16 protein-coding genes are annotated in these 13,631 nt (G+C 66.2%); 14 read left to right on the forward strand and 2 right to left on the reverse strand.

From position 1 onward, the window contains the following. Nucleotides 1-8: 8 nt before the first annotated feature. The 11 genes from fliN (at nucleotide 9) to M2341_RS01840 (ending at nucleotide 8,160) form a co-directional block, all read left to right on the forward strand. Nucleotides 9-338 carry a flagellar motor switch protein FliN gene (gene fliN / locus M2341_RS01790; protein WP_181560894.1) on the forward strand — a complete coding sequence of 110 codons (330 nt, stop codon included), beginning with the start codon at nucleotides 9-11 and terminating at the stop codon, nucleotides 336-338. Continuing rightward, nucleotides 335-607 (forward strand): flagellar biosynthetic protein FliO, encoded by a 273-nt coding sequence (locus M2341_RS01795; protein WP_181560893.1) that lies wholly within the window; start codon nucleotides 335-337, stop codon nucleotides 605-607. The genes fliN and M2341_RS01795 overlap by 4 nt, the downstream gene beginning before the upstream one ends. Nucleotides 608-629: 22 nt before the next feature. Beyond that, nucleotides 630-1,541, forward strand: coding sequence for a flagellar type III secretion system pore protein FliP (gene fliP / locus M2341_RS01800; protein WP_413715681.1), 912 nt, complete (start codon nucleotides 630-632; stop codon nucleotides 1,539-1,541). 22 nt (nucleotides 1,542-1,563) lie between these two features. Then, nucleotides 1,564-1,836, forward strand: coding sequence for a flagellar biosynthesis protein FliQ (gene fliQ, locus M2341_RS01805; RefSeq protein ID WP_181560891.1), 273 nt, complete (start codon nucleotides 1,564-1,566; stop codon nucleotides 1,834-1,836). Continuing rightward, a complete protein-coding gene (gene fliR / locus M2341_RS01810) occupies nucleotides 1,833-2,609 on the forward strand; it encodes a flagellar biosynthetic protein FliR (RefSeq protein WP_181560890.1) in 777 nt (258 codons plus the stop codon). The genes fliQ and fliR overlap by 4 nt, the downstream gene beginning before the upstream one ends. Nucleotides 2,610-2,612: 3 nt before the next feature. Continuing rightward, nucleotides 2,613-3,758, forward strand: a complete 1,146-nt coding sequence (locus tag M2341_RS01815; protein WP_264584002.1) for a flagellar biosynthesis protein FlhB — start codon at nucleotides 2,613-2,615, stop codon at nucleotides 3,756-3,758. Between the two features lie 58 nt (nucleotides 3,759-3,816). Further along, nucleotides 3,817-4,260: a hypothetical protein gene (locus tag M2341_RS01820; RefSeq protein WP_264584003.1), complete on the forward strand. Its 444-nt coding sequence runs from the start codon at nucleotides 3,817-3,819 to the stop codon at nucleotides 4,258-4,260. Nucleotides 4,261-4,380: 120 nt separating this feature from the next. Continuing rightward, complete coding sequence (gene fliD, locus M2341_RS01825; RefSeq protein ID WP_264584004.1) at nucleotides 4,381-5,763, forward strand: flagellar filament capping protein FliD; 1,383 nt, start codon at nucleotides 4,381-4,383, stop codon at nucleotides 5,761-5,763. A 76-nt stretch (nucleotides 5,764-5,839) separates the two neighbouring features. Beyond that, nucleotides 5,840-6,208 (forward strand): flagellar export chaperone FliS, encoded by a 369-nt coding sequence (gene fliS, locus M2341_RS01830; RefSeq protein WP_264576883.1) that lies wholly within the window; start codon nucleotides 5,840-5,842, stop codon nucleotides 6,206-6,208. Nucleotides 6,209-6,341: 133 nt separating this feature from the next. Beyond that, nucleotides 6,342-6,494: a hypothetical protein gene (locus M2341_RS01835; RefSeq protein WP_264571511.1), complete on the forward strand. Its 153-nt coding sequence runs from the start codon at nucleotides 6,342-6,344 to the stop codon at nucleotides 6,492-6,494. A gap of 166 nt (nucleotides 6,495-6,660) precedes the next feature. After that, nucleotides 6,661-8,160, forward strand: a complete 1,500-nt coding sequence (locus M2341_RS01840; RefSeq protein ID WP_264584005.1) for a PQQ-dependent sugar dehydrogenase — start codon at nucleotides 6,661-6,663, stop codon at nucleotides 8,158-8,160. A 46-nt stretch (nucleotides 8,161-8,206) separates the two neighbouring features. On the opposite strand, the gene gdhA is transcribed toward M2341_RS01840, so the two are convergent. Next, a complete protein-coding gene (gene gdhA, locus M2341_RS01845; RefSeq protein ID WP_264576881.1) occupies nucleotides 8,207-9,556 on the reverse strand; it encodes an NADP-specific glutamate dehydrogenase in 1,350 nt (449 codons plus the stop codon). A gap of 472 nt (nucleotides 9,557-10,028) precedes the next feature. On the opposite strand from gdhA, the gene ung reads away from it, so the two are divergent. Together ung and M2341_RS01855 are read left to right on the forward strand one after the other, a co-directional pair. Continuing rightward, on the forward strand, nucleotides 10,029-10,769 hold the full coding sequence (ung, locus tag M2341_RS01850) for a uracil-DNA glycosylase (protein ID WP_264584006.1): 741 nt from the start codon (nucleotides 10,029-10,031) through the stop codon (nucleotides 10,767-10,769). A gap of 74 nt (nucleotides 10,770-10,843) precedes the next feature. Continuing rightward, a complete protein-coding gene (locus M2341_RS01855) occupies nucleotides 10,844-11,773 on the forward strand; it encodes a DUF808 domain-containing protein (RefSeq protein WP_264584007.1) in 930 nt (309 codons plus the stop codon). A 145-nt stretch (nucleotides 11,774-11,918) separates the two neighbouring features. Here the strand turns inward: M2341_RS01855 and M2341_RS01860 are convergent, their stop codons facing one another. Next, a complete protein-coding gene (locus M2341_RS01860) occupies nucleotides 11,919-12,272 on the reverse strand; it encodes a hypothetical protein (protein ID WP_264576878.1) in 354 nt (117 codons plus the stop codon). Between the two features lie 44 nt (nucleotides 12,273-12,316). Here M2341_RS01860 and M2341_RS01865 point away from each other — a divergent pair, with 44 nt between their 5' ends. Further along, nucleotides 12,317-13,429 carry a serine hydrolase domain-containing protein gene (locus M2341_RS01865; RefSeq protein WP_264584008.1) on the forward strand — a complete coding sequence of 371 codons (1,113 nt, stop codon included), beginning with the start codon at nucleotides 12,317-12,319 and terminating at the stop codon, nucleotides 13,427-13,429. The last annotated feature ends 202 nt before the right edge of the window (nucleotides 13,430-13,631 follow it).

The raw sequence follows: 13,631 nt of genomic DNA on the forward strand, positions 1-13,631 counted from the left end.
CCAACATAATGAGCGAGATGAGCGAAACACTCCGGGCTGAGGCCGCCGCACCGGTGGACATGGGTCTGGGCCGCAACATGGCCCTGCTGGCCGATATCCCCGTCCGCATGTCCGTCGAGGTCGGCGCCACCCAGCTGCGTCTGGCCGAGATCATGAATCTGGGCGAGGGCAGCGTCGTGCAGCTCGATCGTCAGGCCGACGATCTGCTGGACATCATGGTCAACGGCACGCTGGTCGCCCGGGGCGAGGTGGTGACGGTGAACGGCCGCTATGGCGTGCGCATCGTCGAGATCGCCTCCACCGAGGCGCGCCTCGCCGGGCTCGAGCGCCGCGCATGAGCGCGCTCGCCTGGTATTTCCTCAAGCTGCTCATCATGCTGCCGCTGGTCGGCGGCATGGCTTATGGCGCGCTGTGGCTGTGGCGCAAATATCAGCCCGGCATGCTGGGCGCCGGCCAGCGCGACCGGATGGTCAAGCTGGTCGATGTGCTGCCCATGGGGACGCTCGGCAAGCTCGCGGTCGTGGAGTTCGAGGGCAAGCGCCTCCTGCTCTCCGTTTCGCGCGGCAAGGTCGAGAAGATCGCGGAGAGCGAAACCCGTCATGGTTGACCCTATTCTGGCGCCCACCCAAATGCTCCTGCGCAGGCAGGAGCCCAGGGCGCAGTCGCCGTTCCTCGCCGCCCTGGGCTCCTGCCTGCGCAGGAGCACGGGTTTGCTGATCCTCCTTTGCGCTCTGCTCTTTGGCGCGCTGAGCCTCACGCAGCCCGCCTTCGCGCAGACTGCCCCGGCTGCACCCGCCGCAGCGTCCGCGCCGCAAGTGCAGGCGCCGGCGACCGGTGCGCTGCCGCAAGGTGCCGCCGCCGCCTCAGGCGGGCTGACCCGCGCGCTCGACGATGTTTCGGGCGATGGCCGCCCGCTCTCCATCTCGTTGCAGATCCTCGTCCTCATGAGCCTGCTGACGGTGCTGCCGTCGCTGGTGCTGATGATGACCAGCTTCACGCGCATCATCATCGTGCTGTCGCTGCTCCGTCAGGCGCTCGGCCTCGCGCAGACGCCGCCGAACCAGGTGCTTGTCGGCCTCGCGCTGTTCCTCTCGCTGTTCGTGATGCGCCCGGCGATCGACCAGATCACCGCCAGCGCCTACACGCCTTATGGTGAGGGTCAGATCAGCATCGAGGAAGCGGTGAGCCGCTCAGGCAAGGTGCTCCATGGCTTCATGGCCAAGCAGACGCGCCAGAACGACCTCGCTCTGTTCCAGAACCTCGCCAACGTGCCGGCCTTCCGCTCGCCCGAGGAGATTCCCTTCTCGATCATGCTGCCGGCCTTCATCACCAGCGAGTTGAAGACCGCGTTCCAGATCGGCTTCATGATCTTCCTGCCCTTCCTCATCATCGATCTCGTTGTCGCCTCCACGCTGATGGCGCTCGGTATGATGATGCTCTCGCCGACCATCATCTCCATGCCGTTCAAGCTGCTGTTATTCGTGCTGGTGGATGGCTGGGCGCTGACCATGGGCTCCCTCGCCGGCTCGTTCGCGACCTGAGCGGGCAGGAAAGGGACGCATCATGGAAAATGGCGATTTCTTCGTCGGCCTCGCCCAGCAGGCGCTCTGGGTTGCCGCGCTCGCGACCGGGCCGATCCTGATCCCGGCCCTGCTGGCGGGCGTCATCATCGGCATGATCCAGGCCGCGACCTCGATCAACGAGGCGACGCTTTCCTTCGTGCCCAAGCTCATCATCGTCGCGGTGACGCTGGCGCTGTTCGGCGGGGCGATCCTGATGCTCATCGCCGATTTCACGCGCGAGATCTTCGAGCGGATTCCGGACCTGCTCAGATGATCGCACCGGCATTTGCGGGCCTTGAGGCGCAACTGTGGCTGTGGATGCTGGCGATGATCCGGCCCGGCGCCGCGCTGCTGGCCGCGCCGATCTTCGGTGCCGCCGCCGTGCCGGTGCAGCTGCGCATCATCCTCAGCCTCGCGATCGGCATAGCCGCGCTCAACAGCGCGCCCTTTGCGCTGCCCGAACAAGGGCTGGCGAGCATCGCCGGCATCGCGCTCGTGGCAGCGGAAGTGATCGCCGGCCTCAGTCTCGGCTTCGCCTTGCAGATCGGCTATTCGGCGGCGTTCATCGCCGGCGAGACGATCGCCAATGCCATGGGCCTCGGCTTTGCCTCCATGGTCGATCCGCTCTCCGGCCAGCCGACGCCGGTCGTCGGCCGTTTTCTCTCGATCATTGCCACCTTCCTGCTGCTCGCCATGGATGGGCATCTGCTGCTAATCCAATATGTGGTGATGAGCTACAAGGCGCTCCCCCCGGGCAATCTCATGCCGGCGAGCGCGTTCGAGAGCATCGCGCAGTTCGGCGGCACCATGTTTGCCTCGGGCGTCATCATCGCCCTGCCGGTCACCTTCACGCTCATTCTCGTCCAGCTTGTCATGGGGATGCTCGCGCGCACCGCGCCGTCGCTCAATCTCTTCGCGGTCGGCCTGCCGGCGACGCTGCTCGCCGGCCTCGTGCTGCTCGCCATCGCCGCGCCGGTCATGGGGGAAGCGATCAGCGACGCCTTGCGCCAAGGGCTCGACATGAGCCGCTTGCTGGCGGGCGGCTGAACCATGGCGCAGGAGGCCTCCGGCGGCGGCGAAAAGACCGAGAAGCCAACAGCCAAGCGTCTGACGGACGCGGCCAGCAAGGGCGACATTCTCCAGTCCCGCGAACTCTCCACCGCCATGGTGGTGATGGCTGGCGTCGGCTGGCTCGCGATCGCCGGGCCGGCGTTGATCGACGCCATCCGCCTGATGCTCGCCGAAGCCCTGCGGTTCGATCAGGGTGATATTGCGGGCTTCGCGCCGGAGCAGCGCGCCTATCATCTGCTCGCCATCATCGCGCTGCCGCTGGCCGGCGTGCTGCTGGCAACGGTCGTCGCGGCGATTGCCGCGCCTGCCGTGCTTGGCTCGCTCGGCTTCCGCACCGGCGCGCTCGTGCCCAAGCCGGAGCGGATGAACCCGATCAACGGGCTCAAGCGCATCTTCGGCATGCAGGGCATCATCGAGCTGATCAAATCGCTCGCCAAGGTGGTGCTGCTCGGCAGCATCGGCGGCGTGCTGCTGTGGCGGCAGTTCGATGCGATTCACGGCATGGCCAAGACCGGGGTGATGCCGGCGATGAGCGAGATGGGCCACATCTTCGTGGTCGTCACGCTCGCGCTCGCGGCGGCCCTGTTCCTCATCGCGGGCATCGACGTGCCGGCGCAGATCTTCCAGCGCATGAAGCGGCTCAACATGAGCAAGCAGGAAGTGAAACAGGAGCACAAGGAGACGGAAGGCTCGCCCGAGCTCAAGGGCGCGATCCGCCGGCGGCAATATGAGACGCTTAACGGCTCTGTGCGCAAGGCGGTGGAAGAGGCCACGGTGGTGCTCACCAACCCGACGCACTTCGCCGTCGCGCTGCGCTATCATCCGGGGCGTGATGCCGCGCCTGTCGTGGTGGCGCGCGGTTCCGATGAAATCGCCGCGGCGATCCGCACGCTCGCGGCCGATCAGGGCCGGCCGGTGCTGCAATATCCCGAGCTTGCCCGCGCCATCTACTTCACCTCGCGCGCGGGGCAGGAAGTGGACGAGCGGCTGTTCATGGCCGTCGCTGCCATCCTGGCTTTCGTCTACCGGATCGAGCACGCCATGGCGACCGAGATGGACCGTCCGCACATCGATCTGCCCGATGCGATGCGATTCGATGCGGACGGGCGCAATATCGTGAATTAAAGCTTAGCCGAACTCGTCCGTCTTTTGTTGATGGGGACACATTAGAAGGCAATGTGTCATGAACGAGTTCTTGCCCCGCGCCGGGGCTGTCACCCCGGCGACCAGCGCAACGGAGCGCAGCCCCTTGGCCGTGCCTGCCGTTTCCCAATCCCGCGCCATGCATGGCGGGGCGGAGGGCGAGACCTCCCGCGCCGCCTTGCTGCGGGATCGCGAACGCTCCGCCGCCGCTGCCGATTATGCCCGCATCCATGCTGAGATCGCCGATGTGCTGGCGCATATCCAGCCTTCCGCGCGCAATGCTGAATCCAGCGTCGAACTGGCCGACCGGGCCATCGTCGCATTGATGCCGAGCCCCGTCGTCATGCTCCCCATGCCGCCGACCGACGAGCAGATGGTCACCTTCGTCGCCAATGTGGCGCAGGCGGTGGCGCGGCAGGCCGGGCTGGCCCAGGCGGCGCAGGCATCGGTCACCTCGCTCATGGTGGAAGCCGCCTCGCACTGAGGGTTCCGGCGCCAAGCGCGCCGCTGTTCGACGACTGAATGCGCCTGCCCTGATTCTTTGCCCATGGCACTAAAGCCGCGCGCGCCGCTGCCGTTCTGAAGCCTTGAAAGGACGACGGATATGGCGACGGATATTGCGAGCGCACTGGGCATCGGCTCCGGGATCAACATCACCCAGATGGTGTCCGATCTCACCAATGCCTCGTTCCAGCCGCGCCAGAGTGCCGTCCAGTCCCGCCTGGATACCGCCAGCGCCCGCGTGTCGGCGCTGGCCTCCGCCAAAAGCTCGCTCGAGACCTTCTCCAAGGCCCTGACCGACCTGCTGCAGGGCACCGGCTATCGTGGCAATCCGGTCTCCAATGATCCGACCATCGCGGCGGTCTCGCTCATTCCGGGCGGCGTGCCCAAGGGCCTGCCGGCGCAGCTTGAGGTGCGCCAGCTTGCCGCCGGACAGGTGCTGCAGTCCGCCGCGCTGGCCGACAGCGCCGCCGTCGCCGGCACCGGCACGCTCAAGCTCACCGTGGGCAGCACCGAGACGATGATCACCGTCGGCGGCACCGGCACGCTGGCTGACCTTGCCTCGGCCATCAATGCCGCGAATGCCGGCGTGACGGCTTCGATCGTCACCGATCAGTCCGGCGCGCGCCTCGTGCTCAAGGGCGAGACCGGCACCGCCAAGGCCTTCACGCTCACTGCCGAGGCCGATGCGGATGCCAATCTCCAGCGCTTCGTCTGGGATGGCGCCGCCGGGACGCTGACGCAGAGCCAGGTCGCCGCGAATGCGCTGATCCGCATCGACAATGTCGATATGGAATTCGGCTCGAACAAGATCACCACCGCCATCCCCAACATCCAGATCGATCTCAACAAGGCGGAGCCGGGCAAGACGATCACCCTCGCCACGGACCAGCCGACCAGCACCATGAGCGATCTCGTTCGCGAGTTCGTCACCGCCTATAATCAGCTCAAGGGCGCCCTCAACGATGCGACGGTCGCGCAGGGCGATACGGCCGGCCTGCTCTCGGGCGACTTTGGCGTGCGGGATCTGTCGCGTCGTCTCGCCGGCCTGGTCTCCCAACCGCTGACCGACAGCGGCACCTATCGCACGCTGAGCGATCTGGGCGTGCGCACCGAACGCAACGGCACGCTCACGCTGGATACCAAGCGGCTCGAAGCGGCGCTGGCGGCTGACCCCGAAGGCGTCACCCAGATGCTCAATCCCGCCGTGCCCAGCGCGACGCAGCCGGGCATTGCCGGCGCGCTCAAGGATATTACCGATTATGTGAACGGCAGCGAAGGTCCGCTCGCCAGTTCCGCAGCCATTTACGGGAAGCAGAAAGCGGCCTTGGAGAAGGAGCTGGAAAAGCTGGACGATCAGCGCAGCACCTACAGCACCCAGCTCACCGCGACCTATTCGAAGATGCAGACGCGCCTGCTGCAGTTCCAGGCGACGCAATCCTATCTTGAGCAGCAGGTCAAGATCTGGAGCCAGAACAACGACTAACAGTCCGGGCATAGACGCTGGACACACCAAATAAGGGACATGCTGTATGTACATGGGTTCGCATCCGATGAGGCCGATGGCCGCGCTCCGCCATTATGCAGCGGTGGATAGCGGCAGCCGGGTCGAGGGCGCCACGCCGCACCAGCTCGTGCGCATCCTGTTCGACGAGCTGCTGCTCGCGCTGGATACTGCCGCGCTGGCGCTCAAGGCCGGCGACCGCCACAAATGCCTCGACCGGCAGACGCGCGCGCTCGCCATTCTACATGCGCTGGAGACGAGCCTCGATTTCGATCAGGGCGGGGAGATCGCCATCAGCCTCGCCACCATCTACCGCGAGACGCGCCGCCGGACGCTGGAGGCGACCGTCGCCAATGATCCCAGCCTGATGGAGAGCGCTCACGGCTTCATCGCGGAAATCGCGTCGGCCTGGAAGCAGATCGGCTGACGGCCTACCCGGCCCGTCCGACGCTCCTTTCAACTCGTCCGCTTTTCCGGCATTCGTCGCAAAGCGGGGCACCGGCCGCTCTTCCATCCGTTTCTCTCCCATGCCCATCGAGGGCGAAAAGAGAGGATGGACCATGGCAAACCAGAACCAGCAGAACGATCAGCAGCGCCAGCCCGGCCAAGGCGGCCAGCAGGACCAGTCCAACACGGACAAGTCCGGTCGCCAGCAGGGCGGACAGGACGATCAGAACCAGCAGGGCGGCGGTCAACGCCAGAACCAGCGCTGATCGGATCAGACATGCGAAGGCCGCCGGTGTTCCGGCGGCCTTTGTTGTGTCCACGCATTCCCCAGCATCTTCACGCCCGCGCCGGCTCACATTTCACCGCCTTGTCCTTGACTTAGCGCCATATTGCCGATCTCCTCGCATCTGAAGGAACAGGCGGGAGCGAGTGATGCGATCAGTTATCCTGTCGTGCATGATCCTCGCGCTGGCCGGATGCGGTGGCGATGACTCCGCAACGCCCACGCCGACGCCAACCCCCACACCGTCATCCAATCGCGCGCCCGCTTTCACGTCGTCCGCCGCCGTCTCGGTCGTCGAGAACGTCACGGCTGCTTATGCCGCCCGCGCCAGCGATCCGGACAATGATCCCGTCACGATCAGCATCGCCGGCGGTGCCGATGCAGCGCTGTTCTCGATCAACGTCACCGGAGATCTGGCCTTTCGCACGCCGCCCAACTTCGACGCGCCGGGCGATGCCAATGGCGACAATGTGTATGAGGTGGCGCTCAGCGCCAGTGACGGGCGCACGAGCGCCCAGCAGGATGTCCGGATCACCCTTACCAATGATCGGGAGGGCATAGCCGTCCGCCGCGTCGCGCAGGGCTTCAGTCAGCCCATTGCGCTGTATCGCAGCCCGGTCAGTTCCGCCCTTGTCTACGTCGCCGAGCGTGGCGGACGCGTCTACCGGCTGGACACCACGAACGGCTCGCGCACGCTGGCGTTGACCCTTTCCAATCTCTCGACCGATGGCGAACGTGGCCTCATCGGCATGGCGGTGGGGCGGAGCGGTCTCGGCAATGCGAGCGATCCGCACGCGCTCTTGCTACTCTGGACCGACTCAGTCGGCACCATTTGGCTTACCAGCCATGCCGCTCAATCCGATGGCACATTCTCGGCGGGAAGCGCGGTCTTTTCAGCCCCCCATCCCAATTTCAGCAATCACAATGGCGGCTGGGTCGATTTTGGCCCCGGCGGAGATAGTCCCGCCGGCGTGCTATATGTCGGCCTCGGCGATGGTGGCGGAGCGGGGGATCCCAATAACAACGCCCAGAACAACGCTTCGAGCCTCGGGAAGATCATGCGCGTGGCGCGCAGCCCGGACCCCTATGGCGGTGCCTCAGTTCAGTTTTGGTCGCCTGCCACCGTCTTTGCCTCGGGCCTGCGCAATCCCTTCCGTGGCGCTCTTGAGGATTCGACCATCATCATCGGCGATGTCGGTCAGGATCAGCGCGAGGAGATCAATGTGCTGCCGATTGCAGAGGGGCCGTACAATCTCGGCTGGCCCTATCTGGAAGGCACGCTCCCCTATAAGGGCGCGGTCCCGTCGAACGTCAGTCTGACCGCGCCCAAATTGCAATATGGCCACGGGACGGGGCTGTTTCAGGGCCGGTCAGTGATCGGCGGCGTGGTCTATCGGCAGTCGATTCCCGCGCTCAATGGTCATTATCTGTTCGCCGATTTCGTCAGCGGCAATCTCTGGTCGGTCCCGTTCGACCGGCTGCGGAACGGGCCGTTGCTGGACGGGACGGGTTTCGAGAACCGCAATGCCGATTTTGTGCCGGACGTGGGCACGATTGATCAGCCCGTCGCCTTCGGCAAGGATTCCCTCGGAAACGTCTTCATCATCGATTTTGACGGCGAGATTTTCCAGATCGTCCCGGCCAGTTGATTCGCATCCGGAGGCCACCGTCTCGCCGGCAGCCTCCGTCACCGCGTCAGATTACCCCAAGCGCGTCCATCGCCTCGGCCACGCGGACGAAGCCGGCGATGTTGGCGCCCAGCACATAATCGGCGGGGGCGCCATATTCCTCGGCGGTTTCCGCGCAGCGGTCGTGGATGTCGTGCATGATCGAGGCGAGGCGGCTTTCCGTCTTCTCGAAGGACCAGCTGTCGCGCGAGGCGTTTTGCTGCATTTCCAGCGCGGAGGTGGCGACGCCGCCGGCGTTGGCGGCCTTGCCGGGCGCAAAGAGGATGCCGGCTTCCTGGAACAGCCGCACCGCATCCGGGGTGGAGGGCATGTTGGCGCCTTCGCCCACCGCGATGACGCCATTTTTGAGCAGCGTCTTGGCGTCGTTGCCGGTCAGCTCGTTCTGGGTGGCGGACGGCATGGCGATGTCGCAGGGCACGTCCCAGACCGAGCCGCCCTCGACATAGTGACTCTTGCCGCCCTTGAGGCGCACATAGTCGCTGATCCGGTCGCGGCGGACGAGCTTCACTTCCTTGACCAGTTCGAGGTCGATGCCGTCCTCGTCCATCACATAGCCGTTCGAGTCCGAGCAGGCCGCGATGATGCCGCCGAACTCGATGACCTTTTCCATGGTGTAGATGGCGACATTGCCCGAGCCGGACACGGTCACGCGCTTGCCATCGAAGCTCTGCTTGCGGGTCGCCAGCATCCGCTGGACGAAATAGGTCGCGCCATAGCCGGTGGCCTCCGTGCGGGCGCGCGAGCCGCCATGGAACAGCGCCTTGCCGGTCAGCACGCCAGCCTCATAGCGGTTGGTGAGCCGCTTATACTGGCCGAACATATAGCCGACCTCGCGCCCGCCCACGCCGATATCCCCGGCCGGCACGTCGGTATATTCGCCCAGATGCCGGAACAACTCAGTCATGAACGACTGGCAGAAGCGCATGATCTCGCCCTGCGAGCGCCCGCGGGGGTTGAAGTCCGATCCGCCCTTGCCGCCGCCGATCGGCATGCCGGTGAGGGCATTTTTGAAGGTCTGCTCGAAGCCGAGAAACTTGATGATGCCGACATTGACCGAGGGATGGAAGCGGATGCCGCCCTTGTACGGCCCGAGTGCCGAGTTGAACTGGACGCGAAAGCCGCGGTTGATCTGCACCTGGCCATTATCGTCCACCCACGGCACGCGGAAGATGATCTGCCGCTCTGGCTCGCACAGCCGCTCGATCAGGGCATTGTCCAGATAATGGGGCCGTTTCGCGACGACGCGGCCGAGGCTTTCCAGCACCTCCGTCACTGCCTGATGAAATTCCGGCTCACCGCCATTGCGGCGGATGACGTCATGCAGGACTGGGCGAAGCTTATCGTCAATTCTCAGCAATGTTTGGTCTTTCTTCTCTGGACTTAAATTTGATGGCCGGGGCTGGACGGCGCCGACAGGGGGCGCGTGGGGCAGGCAGAGACGAAGCGACCGAACATTGCCGGGCCGAGCAGGACTCAGCGCGCGGCGAAGGCCGGTGGTCGTGCTCTGGTCAGGCCCCGGAAGGGTGGCGGAATGTGATGGAGTGGCGTGGCATCATGCGGACTTTCCGGCGGGGGGCGTGCGCGTCTGGAACGTCGCACCGCGGTTCGGCGAAAGGGCCCCGAGCCCGGCGCGCACGGCACCGGGTCCCGGGGCTAGATGCCCGCGAGAAGCTGCCCCGCATGATGGCGGATGGAAAAATGCCTGATGCATATCCGCATGAAAATCCCATGCGTTTCATCGCCTTGCGTGTCAACCGGCAGGGGCTGTCTGCCGTTCGTGGGTATGCGGACCGATTTGCCGGGCGCCGCAAATGCTCTAAGCCGGGCGGATGACTGCCGATGCCGACACCGCCATAACCCCGCCCTCCATCCCTGCCTCGCTCGATGAAAGCTGGCGGGTGGCACTGGCCGATGCGTTCGCCGCGCCCTCCATGGCGCAGCTCAAGGCCTTTCTTCAGGCCCGCAAGGCGGCGGGGGCGCAAATCTTCCCGCGCGGCAGCGACTGGTTCAACGCGCTCGCCCTCACGCCCCTGCCGGATGTCCGGGTGGTGATCCTCGGGCAGGATCCCTATCATGGGCCGGGGCAGGCGCATGGCCTGTGCTTCTCGGTGAAGCCGGGCGTGCGGCCGCCGCCGAGCCTCGTCAACATCTTCAAGGAACTGCGGACGGATGTGGACTTTACCCCGCCCGGCCATGGTCACCTCGTCCATTGGGCGGAGCAGGGCGTGCTGCTGCTCAACAGCGTGCTCACCGTCGAGATGGGGCAGGCCGGCGCCCATGCCAATCAGGGCTGGGAGCGGTTCACGGATGCGGTGATCGCTGCCGTCGCCGCGCAGGACAAGCCCGTCGCCTTCCTGCTCTGGGGGGCATACGCCCAGAAGAAAGCGGCGTTCGTGCAGGATGTGAGCGCCGGGGGGCGGCATCTGGTGCTGAAGGCGCCGCATCCCTCGCCGCTCTCGGCCCATAATGGATTTTTCGGCTGCCGGCACTTCTCGCGGGCCAATGCGTTTCTCACCGCGCAGGGGCGGGGGGCGATCGACTGGTCGTTGCCGCCCGAGCCTGCTGCCTGACCTGTTGCCCGATCTTTCCGCCCGCCGGGAAATCAGGCAGGGTGGCTGCAATATCCTGACGAGGAGCATCCCTTATGGCCTCCGGCCTCGCCGCCCTGCTTGACGACGTCGCCGCCATCGCCCGCCTTGCCGCGGCATCCGTCGACGATGTGACGGCCGCTGCCGGCCGGGCGAGCGTGAAGACAGCCGGCGTGGTCGTCGACGATGCCGCCGTGACGCCGACCTACGTCACCGGCTTTTCGCCGCAACGCGAGCTGCCGATGATCTGGCGCATCGCGCTCGGGTCCATCCGCAACAAGCTCCTCATCCTTTTGCCGCTCGCGCTCCTGCTCAGCGCGTTCCTACCGCAAGCGATCACGCCACTGCTGATGGTCGGCGGCACCTTCCTCGCCTTCGAGGGGGCCGAGAAGATCATCGAGATGCTGCGGGGCGGCCATGCGCAGGAAGAGGACATGGTCCCCGCCGATGGCGACGCCAAGGCGCTGGAAAAGGCGAAAGTCTCAGGCGCGATCCGCACCGACCTCATCCTCTCCGCCGAAATCATGGCGATTGCCCTGGCGGACGTGGCAAGCCGCCCGCTGCTCACGCAGGCGCTGGTCCTCGCCGTCGTCGGCCTGCTCGTCACCGTGGGCGTCTATGGCGTGGTCGGGTTGATCGTGAAGCTCGACGATATCGGTCTGCATCTGGCCAAGACCGGTGGCCCCTTGGTCCAGCGGGTCGGTCGCGGGCTGGTGCGGATGATGCCGGGCGTGCTGAGCCTGCTCGAATCGATCGGCATGGTGGCGATGCTGTGGGTCGGCGGCGGGATCATTCTGCACGGGCTGGAAGGCACGCCGCTGGCGGCGCTGCCCCATGGCCAACACGCCATTGCCGAAGCGGTGAGCCACGCGCCGGCGATCGTCTGGACGATCAGCGCGATGCTGGCGGCGCTGTTCGGCTTTCTGGTCGGCGCGGTGGTGGCGGCGGTGGTGCACCTCGTTCAGCGGATGCGCGGCAGGCACTGATCCATCTTAGCCCCTCCTCGTTAAAGAGGGGCTGGGGTGCTGTTGCACCCTCGCGATTACTCTTAGCTATACGATGCTGGCGCATCGCCACCACCCCCGGCCCCTCCTCTGAAGGGGAGGGGAGACGTGTCGGTCCACCCCACCCTCAGCGCTCGGGCATGCAGCCGAAGCCGGGCTTGAGCCGCGCGGATCGCGTGGCCAGCATGGGTATCTTGGCGGTCAGGCGCCGGGCCTCGGGTGCATCCTCATAGCGCACCAGCGCCATCCACGGCACGCCGGCGAGATCGCTCTGGCAGCTTTCGAGCGGGCGATTCTCGACATAGCGGCACGAGCAGCCCAGGCGCGCGGCGAGGCCGGCGGCCTGGTCGGCCTCCCGCTGCCAGCCGGGCCAGCTCACCGCGACCCAGAAGGCGACCAGAACCACCGGTAGCAGGGCGAGCCAGCCGCTCGCGCGCTTCATCATGGCCTTGCGCTTGAGAGGATCGCGCTGCCCCCACATCTGATTATCCCCTTTCATCGCGCTGCGTGATAAGGCCGCGCGCGATGAAGATCAAAAGCCTTTCCCGCTGGCTGTGCGTCACCGCCGCCAGCCTGATGCTCGCCGGGGCGGGTGCGTCGCAGGACGTGCCGGCCAGCCGCTATGCCGTGCTGAAGGATAGCCCCGGCCTCTCCGCCATGGCGCTGCGCGAGGCGGTGGACCCGCTGTTCGATCCCGGCGATGGCGCAGACGTGGGCGAAACACGCGCGCTCATCGTGATGCGCGGGGGTGAGATCGTTGCCGAGCGCTATGCCGATGGATTCACGCCGCAGAGCCGCTTCCTGAGCTGGTCGATTGCCCGCACCGTCACCGGCCTCATCGCCGGCATGATGGTCTCCGACGGTCTGCTGGCGCTGGACGATCCGGCGCCCGTCGCCGCCTGGCGACAAACCGGCGATCCGCGCGCCGCGATCAGCTTGCGGCACCTGCTGCAGATGAGCAGTGGCCTGCAATATCGCGAGGATTGGCAACCGGGCGAGCCGAGCGACACGCTCGCCATGCTCGCCGGCGAGGGCAGCACGGATCAGGCGGCGTTCGCAGCGGCCAAGCCACTGGTGCAGGCCCCGGGCGCGACTTTCGCCCCGAGCGCGGGCAGCACCATGATCCTCACCGGCATCATGACGGACCGGCTGACCGCGAATCGGGACCCGCTCGCCCGGCGCGCCGCCATGGCGCGGTTTCTCGATGCCCGCTTCGCGAAACCGCTCGGGCTCAAGGACTTCGTGCCGGAATTCGATGCGCGCGGGACGCTCGAGGGCGCGCTGATGATGCATATGACGGCGCGCGACTATGCGACGATCGGCGAACTCATCCGCCAGCGCGGCCATGTCGCGGGGCGCCAGCTCATCGCCGACCCCTGGTTCGATTTCATGACCGCGCCGTCGCCAGCTCATGCCGCATTTGGTGGACATCTCTGGCTCAACCGGGGCGGCGACCCCTCGCCGCTCTTTCCGGGCCAGGCCAGCGCCGGCGTGATGGCGGCGGTGGGCGAGCGCGGCCAGTTCGTGCTGGTTTCGCCCGAGCAGCGACTGGTCATCGTCCGCCTCGGCATCACCCGCGAGGAAGACATGGACGCCCTGCGCGAAGCCATGGCGCGGCTGGTCCGGCGGTTTTCGTGACTGGTCAGGAGTGTGGCGCTGCCAGTTTAACGGACCAACCGTAGCACGAGGCGTTGGCGTGGATGACGCTCGCGCGCGGTGCGTCGGTCGCGACGACCAGCGTTGCCTGCGCCCACTCCAGACGAACAGCTGGTTGACCATCGATCGCTACGGCTCGACAGGCGAAGAGCCGATCCGTTGGAAGCCAGCGGGGCTGTATCCA

Origin of the sequence: Sphingobium sp. B7D2B, from assembly GCF_025961895.1 — a bacterium.
Classification (GTDB): Bacteria; Pseudomonadota; Alphaproteobacteria; order Sphingomonadales; family Sphingomonadaceae; genus Sphingobium.